This is a genomic window from Yoonia sp. 72 (assembly GCF_034652275.1).
Classification (GTDB): Bacteria; Pseudomonadota; Alphaproteobacteria; order Rhodobacterales; family Rhodobacteraceae; genus Yoonia.
In genome coordinates this window covers 384,905-401,228 of the sequence record NZ_JAXIWG010000002.1, presented here as the reverse complement: position 1 = coordinate 401,228, position 16,324 = coordinate 384,905, and the positions used below count along the sequence as shown (strand labels likewise).

Here is a 16,324-nt window from a genome sequence, read left to right as displayed (position 1 = left end):
TCAGTCCTTCAGCCCCGAGGAACGGTGCAGCATCCAATCCACGACGAAATTCACCGCCACAGCCAGAAGCGCAATCGCGCCTGCGGCCAGCAGCGGCGGGGTTGCCACCATCGGCGCGAATTGCGCGAAGTTCACGAAGCCGCCCAGATCGCGCACCATCGTCCCCCAGTCAGCCAAAGGCGGCTGGATCCCCACCCCAAGGAACGACAGCGACGCGATGGTCAGGAACACGAAACAGAACCGCAGCCCGAATTCGGCCAGCAAGGGCGAGGTCGCATTGGGCAGGATTTCCTTGAACATCAGATATCCCAGACCTTCGCCGCGCAGCTTGGCCGCCTCAATATAATCCATCACCACGATATTCTGCCCGACAGCACGCGCCAGCCGGTAAACGCGCGTGCTGTCGATCACCGCGATGATCAGGATCATGAAATAGGTCTGCGGGATGCCAAGGCGCGGCGCCCAGACGCTGGCGATGGTCATCAACAACAGCGCGAAGATCAGCGACGGAATTGCCATCAGCACATCGACGATCCGCGATAGCAACTGGTCGAGCCAGCCGCCTAGCGTCGCCGCCAGAAAGCCCATACTGCCGCCCAGCAGGAACGCGATCACCGTAGTGACAAAGGCGATGCCCACCGTATTCTGCGCGCCATAGATCAACCGGCTCAGGATATCGCGGCCGATCTGGTCGGTGCCCAGCGGGAAATCGGGGTTGCCGCCCAGCGCGATGTCACCCCCCGGCATGATATTGGCCGGCACGCCGCGAATGATCTCGGCCTGTCCGTAAGGGGCAAGGAAAGATGCGAAAATAGCAACGAACACATAGATCAGGATCATCATGATCCCGAATGCGGCAGTCAGCGGCATGGACCGGAACAGGCGTTTGGTCTGTTTTGTCCCGACGCTGCGCCCAAGCAGGCGGAACAGCCATGCAGCGATGGAGAAGATGATAAAGCCTTCGACCGCGATGCGCAGGAAAAAGAACTTGTTGGCGACCGCCAGATCGGCGCTGCGCCCTTGGGTATAGGCCCAAACCAGCCAGACCAGCGCGGCGACCGCAAGGATATAGCCGTAAGCCACCCCAAAGGTCATGTCGCGAAAATAGGGGGCACGCCCTGTCGCCGCTTGCCCCGCGAACCGGAACCCCCAGGCCAAGGCCGCAAAACCCAGCAATGCAGCAGCGAACCAGATCATTTGGGATGCCTCAGCCGCGGGTTGGACAGGATCGACATGATATCCGCCGTAAGGTTCAGCAGAATATAGGCGGCCGCAAAGATCAGGCAGCAGGCCTGCACGACGGGAATGTCACGGAATTTGACGCTGTCCACGAACAACTGGCCGATGCCGGGATAGACGAAGACCACTTCGACCACGACGACGCCGGTGATCAGATAAGCAAGGTTGATCGCCACGACGTTGATGATCGGCGCCAGCGCATTGGGCAGCGCGTGGCGCACGATCACACGCAAGGGCGACATGCCTTTCAAACGCGCCATCTCGATATAGGGGGACGACAGCAGGTTGATGATCGCGGCCCGCGTCATCCGCATCATATGCGCGGTCACCACCAGCGTCAGCGTCAGCGCGGGCAGCAGCGTCTTTTCCAGCCGATCGCTGAACGACATATCCGCAAAGATATTGGACACCGCAGGCAGGATCGGGTTCAGCACGGCCAAAAAGAGGATCAGCACATAGGCGAGGAAAAACTCGGGGCTGGAGATGGACGACAGCGTGAAAATGTTGGTCGCACGGTCAAAGATGGAATTGCGGTAAAGTGCTGCCAGCACGCCCAGCACAATCGCAAATGGCACGGCGATTGCGGCGCTGACAGCGGCCAGAAACATCGTATTGGCGAAACGCGGGCCGATCTGTTGCGCGACGCTGCCAGCACCGGAATCGGACCCGGTGAAATTGGCAAAGCTGGCCTGTGCGAAACTGGACCCGAAATCACCCTGCAAGGCACCGCCAAGCCAGCTGAAATACCGCGTGACCATCGGTTGATCGAGACCCAGATCGCGGCGGATGGCGGCAACGGATTCCGGCGTTGCCCCTTGCCCCAGAATGGATTGCGCGAAATCGCCTGGCAAAAGGTTTACCGCGACGAAAATCACAACCGACACAACAAGCAGCGTCAGAAAGCCAAGTGCCAGCCGCTGCAGAATAATCGTCAGGACGTTGCCCAAGCCAGAAGTTCCCTGTTCATTACAGGCGACTGTAACGGCTGATCTGCGTCTGTAAAGGTTAAAGCCCGAGCATCGCCCGCTGCGCACCAAAGCTGTCCATGCTGCGCACAAGTTCGGCACTAATGCCCGGTTCGGACAGCGCATGGCCCGCGCGCCCAATCATCGCCAGTCGCGCCTTGGGCCAGGCCTGCGCCAGTTTATACGCCGACACTGGGGGGCAGATCATGTCGTAACGCCCTTGCACGATGATGCCGGGGATGCCCGCGATCCGCGCCATTTGGGCGGGATGCAGGATCTGCTGATCCGCCGACAGGAACCCCGCATTGTGGAAATAATGGTTCTCCAGCCGCGCAAAAGCGCGGGCATAGTCGGCTGGGCTTTCGCCTGTCAGCCCGTCACTGTCCATTGCGGCCAGCGCGTTTTCCCATGACGCCCAGGCGCGGGCATAGCGGGTTTCCAGCGGCAGATCGCCGGAAAACAGCCGCCGGTGATAAGCGGCGATCAGGTTGCCGTGTTCATCGGCGGGGATCATGCCAGCGAACCGCGCCCAGAGATCGGGCCAGAATTTTCCTGCACCACCGCCGTAGAACCAGTCGAGTTCGGGCTGCGTCATCAGGAAGACACCCCGCAGGGTCAGCGCCGCGACCCTGTCAGGATGCGCCTGCGCATAGATCAGCGCCAACGTCGCCCCCCATGACCCGCCAAACACGATCCAACGGTCGATGCCCAAGGTCTGCCGGATCTGTTCGATATCCGCGACCAGATGCCATGTCGTATTCGCCGTCACACTGGCATGGGGCCGCGATTTGCCGCAGCCACGCTGGTCGAACAGCACGACACGGAAAACAGCCGGATCGAAATAGCGGCGCATCGCGGGGCTGCATCCGCCACCCGGGCCGCCGTGAAGAACAACGACGGGGATACCTGCGGGATTGCCGCATTGTTCGACATAAAGCCGGTGCCCGTCGCCCACATCCAGAATCCGCTGATCAAAGGGATCAACGGGGGGATAAAGGTGGGCACCTTGGCGCTTTTGTCCTACGACTTTGTCCATAGGCACCCTATATCGCGGAATGAAACAAGAAACCATGACCGCCGTAAGCACCGGAGCCAAGAAAATGTCCGCAACCAACACCGTCGACCCGTCCGAGATCGCCAAGTTCGAGGCGATGGCCGCCGAATGGTGGGACCTGAACGGCAAGTTCAAGCCGTTGCACATGATGAACCCTGTCCGGCTTGATTACATCACGCGCCAGATTGCCGCAGAATTCGGCCGCGACCTGCAGGGGCCTGCGCCTTTTGCGGGGCTGCGGTTGCTGGATATCGGTTGCGGCGGGGGTTTGCTTTGCGAACCCATGGCACGGCTGGGGGCTGCGGTCGTGGGGGCCGATGCGGCCGAGCGGAATATCCCCGTCGCGCAGGTCCATGCTGCGCAATCGGGGCTGGAGATCGACTATCGCCACACCACCGCCGAGGCGCTGGCAGAGGCAGGCGAACAATTCGACATCGTGCTGAACATGGAGGTCGTGGAACATGTGGCCGACCCCTTGGGCTATCTGACGGCCTGCCAGCAATTGCTGAAACCGGGCGGTTTGCACATCTGCTCGACCATCAACCGCAACCCAAAATCATTCGCCATGGCGATTGTCGGGGCGGAATGGGTGATGCGCTGGCTGCCCAAGGGCACGCATGAATGGGCGAAGTTCATCACACCCGACGAATTGTTCGCGTTACTGGAAAAGGCCGGGCTGACTCCGGTCGACCGCAAGGGGTTCGTGTTCAACCCGCTGCGGTTCACATGGGCGATCAGTGATCGTGACCTGTCGGTGAACTATGTGACGGCCGCGACGAAAGAATAAGGACTTTCAGGCCTCCGGCGGGGATATTTAGGCTCGGAAGATGAGGGGCCTAGTCGATCTGGCCGAGTTTGAGCCGCATTTCGCGCAGCACCGGCAGGGCGATGCGGACTTTTTCCTCGCCCACCTTTGTCACCGCTTCGGCGATGACAGGGGCGATGGCGGCGATGGCCGCGTCGCGGGCGGACAGGCCGGAAGGGCTGATCGACACCATCTTGCGGCGCGCATCGTCCCAGTCGGGGCGGATATGCACCCAGCCTGCCCATTCCAGTTTGTGCAGCGTGTTCGTCATCGCACCCCGCGTCAGGTGGAACGTCTTGGCCAGTTGCGCGGGCGAGCGTTCGGCCCCCGCATGGGCGAGATGGTTCAGCACAGAAAAATGCGACAATTCCATACCCTTGGGCAGCACCTTGGCCACGGACGCACGCGCAAGCTGGTCCACGGCGAGGATTTCGCTGAACAGGGAAACGGCAAGGCTGGTGGCATTGTCGGGCATCAGGGACCTTCGAAAGGGCGATCATGGGTCAGCGCCGGAATGCGCTGCCGTGACTTTGCCACTTCCGCTAGGTCAAGATCAACAATGGCTGTGCCTGTCTCTGTGCCCATATCCACCAGAACCTCGCCCCATGGCGCAATCGCCATGCTGTGGCCATGCGTCTGGCGCGGCTTGCCGTGCTTGATCGGATGTGTGCCCGTCTGGGCAGCGGCCAGCACATAGCACCCTGTTTCAATGGCCCGCGCACGCAGCAGAGGTTCCCAATGCGCGGCCCCTGTGACGGGCGAAAAGGCGGCGGGGACAAGCAGGATATCCGCGCCCGCCTGTGCCAGCGCGCGGTGCAGATAGGCGAAACGGATGTCGTAGCAGATCGTCAGGCCGATCCGCGCGAAAGGTGTTTGCGCGACGACGGCCCTGTCTCCGGGGCGGAACCCTGCCGATTCGCGGAAGGTTTCGGTGGCCGACACATCCACGTCGAACATGTGGATCTTGTCATAGCGCGCTGCGATCCCCCCGTCAGGGCCGATCAGGAAGGACCGGTTGGCAAAACGCCCGTCGTCACCGTCGGTCTTGAGCGCAAGCGACCCGATCGACAGCCAGATGCCCAGATCGCGCGCTGTTTCGCGCAATCCGGCCAGCGTGATGTCGTCACTTTCGGATTGCAGAACCGCGCGCTGGTGCGCCCTGTCTTGCGAGACGCAATTCGTGACTTCGGGCGTCAGCACGAACCCTGCACCCTGTGCCGCCGCCTGCGCGATCAGGTCGCGCGTCGCGGCAAGGTTGGCGACGGGGTCATCGCCCGCGCAAAGCTGGACCAGCCCCGCCTTCATGCAGACAGCAGGGCGTCGAGCTTGCCTTGCCGGTCCAGCGCCATCAGGTCATCGCAGCCGCCCACGTGTTTGCCGCCGATGAAGATTTGCGGCACGGTGCTGCCACCTTTGGCGCGCTCGATCATCTCGGCGCGCTTTTCCGGCTGGGCGGTGATGTTCACTTCGGTAAAGCTGACGCCTTTTGCGGTCAGCACCCGCTTGGCCATGTGACAGTAGCCGCAGGTGGGTTTGGTGTAGATTTCGACGTTGTGCATGACAGCGCTCCTTTGGCTGTGTCATGCGTGATTTAGGCATCCTTGACGACGCGTGCCAGTGTTATCGTCGAAACCCGTGTTGCACCGCCTTGCAAAAGCGCATCAGAGCAGGCGGCCAGCGTCGCGCCGGAGGTCATCACGTCATCGACCAGCAGCACGGGTTTGCCCGCGATCTGCGCCTTTTGCCGGGGGTTGGCAGTGATCTGTCCCGTGAGCGCAGCAAAGCGCGCGTCGCGGCTGTGCCCTTCCAAGGGGGCGGTCTTGCGCGGGCGAAGCAGCGCATCGACACAGACGGGGCGTTGCAAGTCGCGGGCGATGACCTGCGCCAGCAGCCCCGCCTGATTATAGCGCCGCCGCAGCAGACGCGTCCAATGCAGGGGCACAGGCACGGCGACCGTGTCGGGATGGATCAGCGCCTGTGCAGCCCGTGCCATCCACAACCCCATCGGCTGTGCCAGATCGGTACGGTCGCCGTGTTTGAGCCCCAGCACAAGCCTGCGCCCGATGCCCTTGTAGATCAGCACCGCGCGCCCCCTTTCCCACGGGCGCGCGATCACCATGCAATCGTCGCATTGCAGGCGCTGGCCGTCGCTGTCGCCGGGCAAGGGGGTCCCGCAAGTGTCGCAGATCGTGCCATCGATGAACTGGGTGTCGCGCCAGCAGGGACCGCACAGGCCGTTTTCAGCCTCGGTCATTGTTTCGCATGCGACGCATTGCGCCGGATAGATCGCCCTGATCACGCTTTGCATCCGCATCATTGCACCCTACATGGGCGACATGACCATGCCGCCCCCTCTTGTTGACCGGACCGCCTTGCAGCGGCATCGCGCCCGCGCGCTGCAGGATCATCTGTTCCTGCATGACGTGATTGCCGATGAACTGCAGGAAAGACTGATCGAGGTTAACAGGTCGTTTACGTCGATGGCGATCGTCACCGGCTTCCCCGATTTCTGGCGTGCGCGCTATCCGCAGGCCGTGATCGTGCCAGACGATGACACGCTGGCGCTGACGCCCGGTGCGCATGATCTGGTGCTGCATGTGATGGGGCTGCATTGGGCGAACGATCCGGTCGGGCAGTTGGTGCAGTGCCGCCATGCCTTGCAACCGGACGGGTTGTTGCTGGCGGCCTGTCTTGGCGGGCAGACGCTGCATGAATTGCGCACGTCTTTGGCCGAGGCAGAGGCAGCGGTTACGGGCGGTTTGTCGCCGCGCGTCGCCCCGATGGGCGAAATCCGTGATCTGGGGGCGTTATTGCAACGCGCGGGGCTGGCGCTGCCGGTGGCGGACGGGGCCAAGACCACCGTCAGCTATGCCAACATGTTCCACCTGATGCACGACCTGCGCAAGATGGGTGAAACAAATGCGCTGACACAGCGTTTACGGTCGATGACGCGGCGCAAGGTGCTGACGCAGGCCTCCAGCATCTATGCGCAGCATTACCGCAATGCCGACAACCGCGTGGATGCCACGTTCGAGATCATCATGCTGACAGGCTGGGCCCCCGCCGATACCCAACCGCAACCTCTGCGCCCCGGCAGCGCAAAAAACAGGCTTGCCGATGCCTTGGGCGCGAAAGAAATGCCGCTGGAAAGGTCCAAGGATTGATTTGGCGCGTATACCATTTAACTGCCGTTCAAATGACGATAACCAAAGGGTCATGACCATGTTCGACGCACACACATCCGCTGACACGGAACGCCCTGCGACCTGTCCTGTCCACGCAGGCAAGGACCATCCCGCGATCAAACCCGCGCGGGTCGGTATTCTTGTCGCGAACCTCGGCACACCTGATGCGACGGATTACTGGTCGATGCGGCGGTATCTGAACGAATTTCTGTCCGACAAGCGGGTGATCGATTATTCCGCATGGCTCTGGCAGCCGCTGTTGCAGCTGGTGATCCTGACCAAGCGGCCGTTTTCATCGGGCGCTGCCTATAAATCCATCTGGAACGAAGAGGCCAACGAAAGCCCCTTGATGACGATCACCAAGGCGCAGACGGCGGCGATCAAGAAGCAGATGGTCGAGCGGTACGGCGACGATGTGCGCGTCGATTTCTGCATGCGTTACGGCAACCCGTCCACCAAGTCCAAAGTCCGCGAGATGGTCGAGGCCGGCTGCACCAAGATCCTGTTCTTCCCGCTTTATCCGCATTACGCGGGTGCGACATCGGCGACCGCGAACGACCAGTTCTTTCGGGCGCTGATGGATGAAAAATGGCAGCCCATCGCGCGGGTGGTCGAACCCTATTTCGAGGAACCGGCCTATATCGAGGCTTTGGCGCAATCCATCGAAAAGGCCTATGCTGCGGCCGAACACAAGCCCGAGATGCTGATCTGTTCCTACCACGGTGTGCCGGAACGCTATCTGCGCGAAGGCGATCCCTATCATTGCCAGTGCCAGAAAACGACGCGCCTGCTGAAAGAACGGCTGGGCTGGGACAATACCCAGATCAAGACGACGTTCCAGTCGCGCTTTGGCCCTGAAGAATGGTTGAAACCCTACACGGTGAAGGAAGTCGCACGTCTGGCAGAAGATGACGGGATCAAGCATATCGCCGTCTGCGCGCCTGCGTTTTCCGCCGATTGCATCGAAACGCTGGAAGAGATCAACGAAGAGATCAAGGAAAGCTTTGAAGAGGCGGGTGGCGAGCATTTCACCTATATCCCCTGCCTCAACGACGATGCCGCGCATATCGACGCGCTGTGCGGTGTGATCGACAAGAACCTCAAAGGCTGGCTGGACTGAAAAGGACGCAAGGTGAAGGTACGCAGGACCGAACACGGCTTGACCGTCGACGCTGCGGACCTTGGCCCCTTGCTGGGCATTCCACCTGCCGAGGTGCCCGCAAAGATGCGAGCGGGCGCAATCACCAGCCAGTCCGAAACCGGCGTGGGCGAGGACGAGGGCAGAATCAGACTGACCTTCTGGTATGACGGGCAAAGGGTCCGTCTGGTGTGCGATACGGATGGCAACGTGCTGACGACAAGCCGCGCGCCCGTGCGGCGGCAAGCACCTGCCAAAGGCGATTCGTGACGTAACGTTATTTCGTTGCAACACTGTTCCTTGAAATTTTCTATGCACGATCAGGACGCATGGTCATTCCTTCGTTTATATGTCAAAACCGTGTTTAATCGCTCTGGTTGACGCAGTTCTGGCGGTCTCCTGACATAAACTGTGCCGTCAGATGCCCAAAAGACACCATAATATAGCGGTATGTAGTGTGTGTAGTGTGTGTGAAGGCGCGTCTTTTTTGGCGCGATGTTTGGTGAATTATGGATGCAGCGAAGCCTTTAGGCAGTGATGCAGCTAAGCCGGAACGGACGGAGGCTCTTGTCCGGGGTACGACACTCCTCGGGGATCAATTTACGATCCTGAGACCGCTCAGCAACGGTGGGTTTGGCATCACATATCTGGCCCAGGACAATTACCTGGAACGGAAAGTCGTGATCAAGGAATGCTTTCCGGAGGTGTTTTGCCGCCGCGAAGGCAAACGGGTCATGGTCCGGTCACATACCCATTTCGAAAAGTATCGCGCGATCGTTGAAATGTTCATGCGCGAGGCACGCAGCATCGCCAAGATGCGCCATCCCAACATTGTCGGCGTGCACCGCATCTTCGAGGATAACGATACGGCCTATATGGTGCTGGACCTGATCGACGGGCGCGATCTGCTGTATGTCATCAAGAACGAACGCGAGGACCTGTCGCCGGATCAGGTCAAGGATATCCTGATCAAGGTGTTGGACGCGGTCGATCTGGTCCATGCGCAGGACCTGCTGCATCGTGACATTTCACCGGACAACATCCTGCTCGACAAATGGGGCAGCCCCGTTCTGATCGATTTCGGCGCCGCCCGCGAAGAGGCCAGCCGGGAGACGCGCGCATTGTCCACGGTGCTGATCGTCAAGGACGGGTATTCGCCACAGGAATTCTATTTCGCGGGGGGCAAGCAATCGCCGTCCAGCGACCTTTATGCGCTGGCCGCCACGTTCTATCACGTCATCAGCGGCGAGGCCCCGCCGAACAGCCAGACCCGCATGCAGGAATTCGCAAGCCGGAATCCCGACCCGTGCAAGCCGCTTGCCGGCCGTTTCGACGCCTATGAACCGGAATTTCTGGCCGCCATCGACAAAGCCATGAAAATTCTGCCCAAGGACAGGATCCAGTCCGCACGCGCATGGGCCGATATGATCGCCCCCCTGCGCGCCACCAAGGTCGCCCGCAAGATCAAACCGCCCAAAGAGCTGGGCAAGACGCTGACAAAGCTGGTGAATGAAACCAACAATTATGTGCTGAATTCCGAACCGCGCGAACCGCGTTCCGTGGTGTCACAACCCGTGTCGGAACCGCGCAGGGCACCCGAATGGGTCAACGAGTTCAATGCCGAAACTTCTGCCGCGCGCGAAGGTGCGTCGCGTCAGCGGATCAGGCAGCAGGAACTGGCCCAAGAAGCTGCGCGCCAAAAAGCCGCGAGCGCGCCACCTCGGGGTATTCCGACATCCATCTTCGGGCGGCTTGTGCAGCTGATCTCGGGTCCACGCCGCTGATGATGGGCAGATTCGTCGCATGCAAACTTGTTCAAGTCACGGCGATGTGGGTTTGAACTTATGCGGCAATCCCGCTAAACGACGCTGAACTGTTAGCAAGAGAATCCAGATGTACAGACGCGCAATGATTTTCGGCCTCGCCGCAGCAGGTCTATCCGCTTGCGCCGGTAGACCAAACCTTCCGTTGGGCCCCGACGGTCTGCCGTTGCCGACAGCCTATATCATCGCCCCCGGCGAAGAGGCGGCGGTCAAATTCCGCATGCTGGACAGTGTCAATTCGCTGCGTCAGGCCGCGAACCTCGCGCCTGTCGCGCTTGATCCGCAACTGAATGCGGCGGCAGCGACCCATGCGCGCGATATGTCGATCCAGAACCGGCCTTGGCTGTTCGGTGCTGACGGGTCCAGTCCGGTCTTGCGGGCACAGCGCGCAGGTTTCCGAGGCAGGTTCCTGGGCGAGAATATCTCGGAATCCTACGAATCAGAATTGGCGACCCTGACGGCGTGGATGGGTGACGAACGCACCCGATCCGTGATCATGGACCCCAACGCACGCTTGATGGGCTTTTCCTGGTTTCAGGAATCGGCTGGCAAGTTGTGGTGGACGCTGAACATGGGCACAGCGCCCGGTTTTGCCGGCGGTTTGTCCTGACCTCGTCAGGACACGCCCGTCACGCGTAAATGAAGATCTTGGTGCCCAGTCGTACCATGGAATAGACTTCTTCCATTTCTGTATTGGTCACAGCGATACAGCCCCATGTCCAGTCCGGCACGCCGACCCACTGCGACGGGGTGCCGTGAATGAAGATGTCACCGCCCGGTTTGACGCCCATCGCGCGGGCGCGCGCCACATCGTCCGCATTCGGATAGGAAATCCCGATCGAAAGATGGAAGCGGCTGTTGGGGTTCTGGCGGTCGATCAGATAGGCACCCTCTGGCGTGCGCCCGTCGCCTTCCTGCTGCTTGTGATCCTTGGGATCAAAGCCCAGATCAATCCGGTATTGCCGCAAAAGGCTGCTATTGTGCAGCAGCTGCATCGTGCGCTGCTCTTTGAATACCTGAATCCGCGTCACTTCCGGCCCGAAATATGCCGGAACCTCTGGTGCTGTCGAAGAAGAACACCCAGCGACGCCTGCTGCGGCGCCCATCATCATTGTACGTCTTGAAATCATGTCACTGCCCGAAAAAACCGCGGTCTGCGCCGCCTGTTTTCATGCTTAGGGTAAACATTTCCCTCTACCTAGCAGCTTTTCTGTCGCAGCGTTCATTTTCGTGTGAAGGGTGATACCATTTCCACATGCGGCGACCAGCGGAACTGGTCCACGACCTGCACCCAAGGCATTGCGAAACCAGCGTCGATCAGGACCTTTGCGTCGCGCGCAAAGGTGACCGGATTGCACGACACCATCGCGATGGTCTTGATATCGGACCTTGCCAGCGCCTCGATCTGCGCCTCGGCACCCGCGCGGGGCGGGTCGATGACGACGGCGTCATATTTCGCGAATTCGTCGGGTTCCAGCGGGCGGCGGAACAGGTCGCGCGTCTCGGTCGTGACCTTGCGCAGGTTGCGGCCTGCACGCCAGCCACGGTCAAGTGCTGTCAGCATGGCGGATTCGGATTCCACCGCGTGCACCTCGGCCCGCGCGGCCAGCGGCAGGGTAAAGGTCCCGCAGCCTGCGAACAGATCGACGATGCGCGATGCACCTTGCGTGATCTCGTCCACAGCGGCCAGCAAGGCCGTCTCGCCCGCTTTGGTCGCTTGCAAGAACGCACCGGGGGGCGGTGTCACCTTGGTGCCGCCGAAATCCTGATCGGGCGGGTTGATCGTGACAACGGGTTCATCGTTCCACACCAGCCGCGACAGCCCATGCGCATTGGCCAGCGCCGCCAAGGTCACGCGCAGGTCGGGCGTCAGGTCCTTGTCGGTGCCGACCAGCACATCCGCGCCCAGCGCCGTTTCGGTGACGGTCAGATCAACCTCGCCCTTGCGGGATGCGGCCAGCAGCGTCAGTTCCTGCAAGGCGGGCATGGTCGCAAGCAAGGCTGGCGTGACCAGCTGACAGTCCGGCACGTCGATCAGCGTATGCGATGCCTTGCCGTGAAACCCGACCAGCGCGCCCTTTTTAGTGCGCCGCCCTGCAAATTTGGCACGGCGCCGCGACTGGGCCGGCGATGTGGCGATGGGGCGGAAATCTGGGTGCAGGCCGTGGGCCGCCAGCGCACGCGCGACAATGTCCTGTTTCCAGCCTGCCACGAATTCGTCGCTGGCATGTTGCATGGCACAGCCACCGCAGCTTTTGAAATGGCGGCATGGCGGTGCAACGCGGTCCACCGACGGCGTGACGATCCGCACGGTCCCGTCCTGGGCCACGTCGATTTCTTCGTCCGGCAACACGCGCGGGATCAGCGACCGCCCGTCAGAGGCGCGGCCAAGCCCCAGATGGGTCAGGCTTTCGATTGTCAGCATTTATTCCGCAGCATCCTGCACATTGATGAAACCACCCGACTGCCGGTTCCAGTAGCGGGCATAGAGCCCCGCCTTGGCCAACAAGTCGTCATGGGTGCCTTGTTCCACAATGCGCCCGCCGTCAAGCACGACGATCCGGTCCATCGCCGCCAATGTGGACAGCCGGTGCGCGATAGCGATGACCGTCTTGCCGTTCATGATGATGTCGAGAGAGTCCTGAATGGCCGCCTCGACCTCGGAATCGAGCGCGCTGGTCGCTTCGTCCAGCACAAGGATCGGCGCGTCTTTCAGGATGGCGCGGGCAATGGCGATGCGCTGGCGCTGGCCGCCGGACAGTTTCACCCCCCGTTCGCCCAGATGGGAATCGTAGCCCTTGCGCCCTTTGAAATCGCGCAGGCTTTGGATGAATCCATGCGCCTCGGCCTTGATCGCGGCCGCCTCGACCTCTTCCTGCGTGGCGTCGGGTTTGCCATAGCGGATATTGTCGCGGGCGGAGCGGTTGAACATCGCCGTTTCCTGCGTGACCATGGCGATCTGGCGGCGCAGGCTTTCCTGCGTCACGTCGCGGATATCATGGCCGTCGATCAGGACTTGCCCGTCCTCGGTATCGTAAAGCCGCAGCAGGAGCGCGACGAGCGTGGATTTCCCCGCCCCCGACGCGCCCACGATCCCCAGCTTTTCACCCGAGGCGATGGACAGGCTGACATGGTCAAGGCCCCCCGGCCCGCCGCCATAGCTGAAGGTCACATCGCGCAATTCGATCGCACCGCCCTTGGGCTTCAGCTCGACCGCGTTTGGCGCATCGGTCAGCTGGTGCGCGGGCGACAGGGTTTGCATGGCATCCTCGATCTCGCCCACATTGGCGTAGATGCCCATCAGCGTGAAACTGACCCAGCCGGTCATCTGCGCCAGCCGCAGCGAAATGGCCCCGGCAGCGGCAATATCACCCGCTGTCGCGGCACCGACCGACCAGAAATAGAGCGTTGTACCCACCAGCAGCACGGGCAGCAGCCCGCCCAGCCCCATCAGCCAGAACCGGAATGATGTGGACAGCCAGCCGAAACGCACGGCGGACCCCCAATAGGTTTCCATCGCATCGGTGGCGGCGCGATCCTCGAATGCGTCATGCGCAAACAGCTTGACCGTCTTGATATTGGTGATCGTATCGACGACCTGCCCTGTCACCATCGCGCGTTTCGCGGCACGCGCCTGCGACCGCGTGCGGATGCGCGGCATGTAGAAAGTAATCAGCCAGATGTAACCCAGCACCCACAGCGCCAGCACACCTGCGGTGCGGTAATCAATCGTCAGCAGCAGCACGACCGACCCGACAAGCGAGGCCAGCGCATAGGCAACGGTCTGGATCATATCGACCACAAAATCCGTCGTCGCCCGCGCGCCCTGCATCTGTTTCTGTGCGATGCGGCCCGCGAAATCATTGTCAAAGAACGTGACCGACTGGCCGAGCGAATGGCGGTGCAGGCGTGACAGCACGAGGTTGTTCAGCGATGGCCCCAAAACGACGCCTTGGAACATCCCCGACAGGCCAAGGATCACTGGCCGCAGGATCACGAAAAACGCACCGACACCGACCAGTAACCACAGGTTCGTGCTGAAATAGGATTGCGCCTCGCTCTCGATGGCGGCGTCGATGACCCAGCCTAGCATCAGCGCAGTCGCGACCTCCAAGAGACCCGCCAGCGCCGACACAAAAGCGCCAAGCCCGATCACAGGCATCGCGCCACCCAGACACCAGCGCAAAAACGCCATCAGCGTCTGCGGCGGCGGGCCTTCTGCGCGCTCGAACGGGTCGATCCAGCGTTCAGGTTTCACGATGCATCCTGCCCCAGAAACCCGCCCGATTGCCGTGCCCAGAACCGCGCATATTGCCCGCCCTGCGCCAGCAGCGCGTCATGCGTCCCATCCTCGATGATGCGGCCTTGGTCCATGACGATAATCCTGTCCATCTGCGCGATTGTCGAAAGGCGGTGCGCAATCGCGATCACCGTCTTGCCGGCCATCATGCCGTAAAGCGTTTGCTGAATGGCGGCCTCTACCTCGCTATCTAGCGCGCTGGTCGCTTCGTCCAACAGCAAAATGGGGGCATCCTTTAGCATGACACGGGCAAGCGCGATCCGCTGTCGCTGGCCGCCCGACAGTTTCACGCCACGTTCGCCAACGCGCGCGGCGTAACCTTGGTTCCCTTCGCTATCCTCCAGACGCAGGATGAAATCATGCGCCTCAGCCTGTTTTGCAGCGGCGATCATCTGGTCCTCGGTGGCGTCGGGGTTGCCGTAAAGGATGTTTTCGCGCACCGACCGATGCAGCAAGGATGAATCCTGCTGCACCATCCCAATGGCGCGGCGCAGGCTATCTTGGGTGACCTTGGCAATGTCCTGCCCGTCGATGGCGATGCTGCCTTGTTCGATGTCGTAGAACCGCAACAGCAGTTTGACCAAGGTAGATTTGCCCGCGCCCGACTGGCCGACCAGCCCGACCTTTTCGCCCGGATTGATGTGCAAAGTGATCCGGTCCAGCCCGCCCTTATCGCGCCCGTAATGATGCGACAGATCGTTGATCGTCACCGCCCCCGCCGTCACGCGCAGGTCGTCGCGCGAGTGGTCCAGCAATGTGATCGGCTGCGCAATCGTCTGCATCCCTTCGGACACGACGCCAAGTTCGCGGAAAAAGTTGCTGATCGCCCACATGATCCAGCCCGACATCGCATTGAGCCGCAGGGTCAGCGATGTCGCCACCGCAACCACACCCAGCGTTGCCAAGCCCCCGCCCCACAGCCAGATTGCCCAGCCGACAACGCCCACGATCAACAGACCGTTCAGCAGCATCAGCACCACATCCATCAGCGTATAAAGCCGCATTTCATGCTGGAATGTGCGGCGCGCGTTTTCGATCGCGTCCTTGGCATAGGCGATTTCGCTGTCGTGATGCGCGAACATCTTGACCGAATGGATATTGGTATAGCTATCGACGACGCGCCCCGTCACCACGCTGCGCGCGTTCGACGATGCCTCGGATGCGGGACCGATCCGGCGCACGACCCAACGCAGCAGGAACAGATAGGGGATCAGCCAGACCAACAAAGGCAGGATCAGCCGCATATCGGCATCACCCAAAAGGATGATCGCCCCAATGATATAGGCGATGGCAAAAGTGATTGCGTCGAACAGCTGGAACACGACCTCGCCCGCGGCGGGCGGGGTTTGCATGATCCGGTTGGCGATGCGGCCTGCGAAATCATCCTCGAACCAGCCGACTGACTGGCGCAGCACATGCCGATGCGCCCGCCAGCGGACCAAGGTGCCGAAATTCGGCAGGATCGTGTTGTTCAGCAACATCACCTGCAACACATGCACCGCAGGCCGCAGTGTCAGGATGAACAGCGCCACAAGGATCAGTTCGGTGCCATGTCGCGTCCAAACCTCGGACGGGGTGCCGCTTTGCAGGATATCGATCAGCCGCCCCAGATAGGAAATCAGCCAGATTTCCACCGCAGCGACAATGACCGACAGCGCCCCCGTCACCCAGAAGACCGCGCGGAACGGTTCTGCATAGGCCCGTAGGAACGCATAGAGCCGCTTGGGCGGCGTGTCGGTCTCCTGATACGGGGTATAGGGATCGACCAGTTCTTCGAAAAACCGGAACATGATGTCTGCCTTGGGATGTAGGCGT

General features: G+C 61.2%; 17 protein-coding genes. 6 read left to right on the top strand and 11 right to left on the bottom strand.

Going from position 1 to position 16,324, the window contains the following annotated elements:
* The 3 genes from VCK47_RS10500 to pip are packed head-to-tail and all read right to left on the bottom strand — an operon-like array spanning position 1 to position 3,240.
* On the bottom strand, positions 1-1,197 hold the full coding sequence (locus VCK47_RS10500; RefSeq protein ID WP_322891044.1) for an ABC transporter permease: 1,197 nt from the start codon (positions 1,195-1,197) through the stop codon (positions 1-3).
* A complete protein-coding gene (locus VCK47_RS10495) occupies positions 1,194-2,186 on the bottom strand; it encodes an ABC transporter permease (RefSeq protein WP_322891043.1) in 993 nt (330 codons plus the stop codon). The genes VCK47_RS10500 and VCK47_RS10495 overlap by 4 nt, the downstream gene beginning before the upstream one ends.
* A 58-nt stretch (positions 2,187-2,244) precedes the next feature.
* Positions 2,245-3,240 (bottom strand): prolyl aminopeptidase, encoded by a 996-nt coding sequence (pip, locus tag VCK47_RS10490; RefSeq protein WP_322891042.1) that lies wholly within the window; start codon positions 3,238-3,240, stop codon positions 2,245-2,247.
* A 19-nt stretch (positions 3,241-3,259) separates the two neighbouring features.
* Between pip and ubiG the strand changes: the two genes are divergently transcribed.
* The gene (gene ubiG, locus VCK47_RS10485) at positions 3,260-4,045 is read left to right on the top strand and encodes a bifunctional 2-polyprenyl-6-hydroxyphenol methylase/3-demethylubiquinol 3-O-methyltransferase UbiG (RefSeq protein ID WP_322891041.1); all 786 of its coding nucleotides are present in this window, start codon (positions 3,260-3,262) and stop codon (positions 4,043-4,045) included.
* Positions 4,046-4,094: 49 nt separating this feature from the next.
* On the opposite strand, the gene VCK47_RS10480 is transcribed toward ubiG, so the two are convergent.
* Genes VCK47_RS10480 through VCK47_RS10465 form a run of 4 tightly spaced genes read right to left on the bottom strand, consistent with a single transcriptional unit; the run spans position 4,095 to position 6,380 of the window.
* Positions 4,095-4,538, bottom strand: coding sequence for a MarR family winged helix-turn-helix transcriptional regulator (locus VCK47_RS10480; RefSeq protein WP_322891040.1), 444 nt, complete (start codon positions 4,536-4,538; stop codon positions 4,095-4,097).
* Entirely contained in the window at positions 4,538-5,368 is an 831-nt protein-coding gene (locus VCK47_RS10475; protein WP_322891039.1) for a carbon-nitrogen hydrolase family protein, read from the bottom strand. The genes VCK47_RS10480 and VCK47_RS10475 overlap by 1 nt, the downstream gene beginning before the upstream one ends.
* Complete coding sequence (grxC, locus tag VCK47_RS10470; RefSeq protein WP_322891038.1) at positions 5,365-5,622, bottom strand: glutaredoxin 3; 258 nt, start codon at positions 5,620-5,622, stop codon at positions 5,365-5,367. The genes VCK47_RS10475 and grxC overlap by 4 nt, the downstream gene beginning before the upstream one ends.
* A gap of 32 nt (positions 5,623-5,654) precedes the next feature.
* On the bottom strand, positions 5,655-6,380 hold the full coding sequence (locus VCK47_RS10465; RefSeq protein WP_322891037.1) for a ComF family protein: 726 nt from the start codon (positions 6,378-6,380) through the stop codon (positions 5,655-5,657).
* A gap of 10 nt (positions 6,381-6,390) precedes the next feature.
* Between VCK47_RS10465 and VCK47_RS10460 the strand changes: the two genes are divergently transcribed.
* The 5 genes from VCK47_RS10460 to VCK47_RS10440 all read left to right on the top strand — a co-directional run bounded on the left by VCK47_RS10460 (position 6,391) and on the right by VCK47_RS10440 (position 10,819).
* Entirely contained in the window at positions 6,391-7,227 is an 837-nt protein-coding gene (locus VCK47_RS10460) for an SAM-dependent methyltransferase (protein ID WP_322891036.1), read from the top strand.
* Positions 7,228-7,279: 52 nt separating this feature from the next.
* Positions 7,280-8,368: a ferrochelatase gene (gene hemH / locus VCK47_RS10455; protein WP_322891035.1), complete on the top strand. Its 1,089-nt coding sequence runs from the start codon at positions 7,280-7,282 to the stop codon at positions 8,366-8,368.
* A 12-nt stretch (positions 8,369-8,380) separates the two neighbouring features.
* On the top strand, positions 8,381-8,656 hold the full coding sequence (locus tag VCK47_RS10450; protein WP_322891034.1) for a DUF6522 family protein: 276 nt from the start codon (positions 8,381-8,383) through the stop codon (positions 8,654-8,656).
* Positions 8,657-8,895: 239 nt separating this feature from the next.
* Positions 8,896-10,170, top strand: a complete 1,275-nt coding sequence (locus VCK47_RS10445) for a serine/threonine-protein kinase (protein ID WP_322891033.1) — start codon at positions 8,896-8,898, stop codon at positions 10,168-10,170.
* A gap of 109 nt (positions 10,171-10,279) precedes the next feature.
* A complete protein-coding gene (locus VCK47_RS10440; RefSeq protein WP_322891032.1) occupies positions 10,280-10,819 on the top strand; it encodes a CAP domain-containing protein in 540 nt (179 codons plus the stop codon).
* Positions 10,820-10,838: 19 nt separating this feature from the next.
* Here VCK47_RS10440 and VCK47_RS10435 read toward each other — a convergent pair whose 3' ends face one another.
* The 4 genes from VCK47_RS10435 to VCK47_RS10420 all read right to left on the bottom strand — a co-directional run bounded on the left by VCK47_RS10435 (position 10,839) and on the right by VCK47_RS10420 (position 16,299).
* Positions 10,839-11,321: a L,D-transpeptidase family protein gene (locus tag VCK47_RS10435; protein ID WP_322891031.1), complete on the bottom strand. Its 483-nt coding sequence runs from the start codon at positions 11,319-11,321 to the stop codon at positions 10,839-10,841.
* Positions 11,322-11,431: 110 nt separating this feature from the next.
* Positions 11,432-12,634, bottom strand: a complete 1,203-nt coding sequence (locus VCK47_RS10430) for a class I SAM-dependent RNA methyltransferase (protein ID WP_322891030.1) — start codon at positions 12,632-12,634, stop codon at positions 11,432-11,434.
* The gene (locus VCK47_RS10425; RefSeq protein ID WP_322891029.1) at positions 12,635-14,467 is read right to left on the bottom strand and encodes an ABC transporter ATP-binding protein; all 1,833 of its coding nucleotides are present in this window, start codon (positions 14,465-14,467) and stop codon (positions 12,635-12,637) included.
* Positions 14,464-16,299: an ABC transporter ATP-binding protein gene (locus VCK47_RS10420; protein ID WP_322891028.1), complete on the bottom strand. Its 1,836-nt coding sequence runs from the start codon at positions 16,297-16,299 to the stop codon at positions 14,464-14,466. Before VCK47_RS10420 ends, VCK47_RS10425 begins: the two co-directional genes overlap by 4 nt.
* Positions 16,300-16,324: the final 25 nt, after the last annotated feature.

Bases quoted from the DNA above. Each gene is read 5' to 3' on its own strand.
- VCK47_RS10435 (WP_322891031.1), bottom strand. From the start codon at position 11,321: ATGATGATGGGCGCCGCAGCAGGCGTCGCTGGGTGTTCTTCTTCGACA.
- VCK47_RS10475 (WP_322891039.1), bottom strand. From the start codon at position 5,368: ATGAAGGCGGGGCTGGTCCAGCTTTGCGCGGGCGATGACCCCGTCGCC.
- grxC (WP_322891038.1), bottom strand. From the start codon at position 5,622: ATGCACAACGTCGAAATCTACACCAAACCCACCTGCGGCTACTGTCAC.
- VCK47_RS10460 (WP_322891036.1), top strand. From the start codon at position 6,391: ATGGGCGACATGACCATGCCGCCCCCTCTTGTTGACCGGACCGCCTTG.
- VCK47_RS10445 (WP_322891033.1), top strand. From the start codon at position 8,896: ATGGATGCAGCGAAGCCTTTAGGCAGTGATGCAGCTAAGCCGGAACGG.
- VCK47_RS10500 (WP_322891044.1), bottom strand. From the start codon at position 1,197: ATGATCTGGTTCGCTGCTGCATTGCTGGGTTTTGCGGCCTTGGCCTGG.
- ubiG (WP_322891041.1), top strand. From the start codon at position 3,260: ATGAAACAAGAAACCATGACCGCCGTAAGCACCGGAGCCAAGAAAATG.
- VCK47_RS10440 (WP_322891032.1), top strand. From the start codon at position 10,280: ATGTACAGACGCGCAATGATTTTCGGCCTCGCCGCAGCAGGTCTATCC.
- VCK47_RS10430 (WP_322891030.1), bottom strand. From the start codon at position 12,634: ATGCTGACAATCGAAAGCCTGACCCATCTGGGGCTTGGCCGCGCCTCT.
- hemH (WP_322891035.1), top strand. From the start codon at position 7,280: ATGACCATGTTCGACGCACACACATCCGCTGACACGGAACGCCCTGCG.
- VCK47_RS10480 (WP_322891040.1), bottom strand. From the start codon at position 4,538: ATGCCCGACAATGCCACCAGCCTTGCCGTTTCCCTGTTCAGCGAAATC.
- VCK47_RS10420 (WP_322891028.1), bottom strand. From the start codon at position 16,299: ATGTTCCGGTTTTTCGAAGAACTGGTCGATCCCTATACCCCGTATCAG.
- pip (WP_322891042.1), bottom strand. From the start codon at position 3,240: ATGGACAAAGTCGTAGGACAAAAGCGCCAAGGTGCCCACCTTTATCCC.
- VCK47_RS10465 (WP_322891037.1), bottom strand. From the start codon at position 6,380: ATGATGCGGATGCAAAGCGTGATCAGGGCGATCTATCCGGCGCAATGC.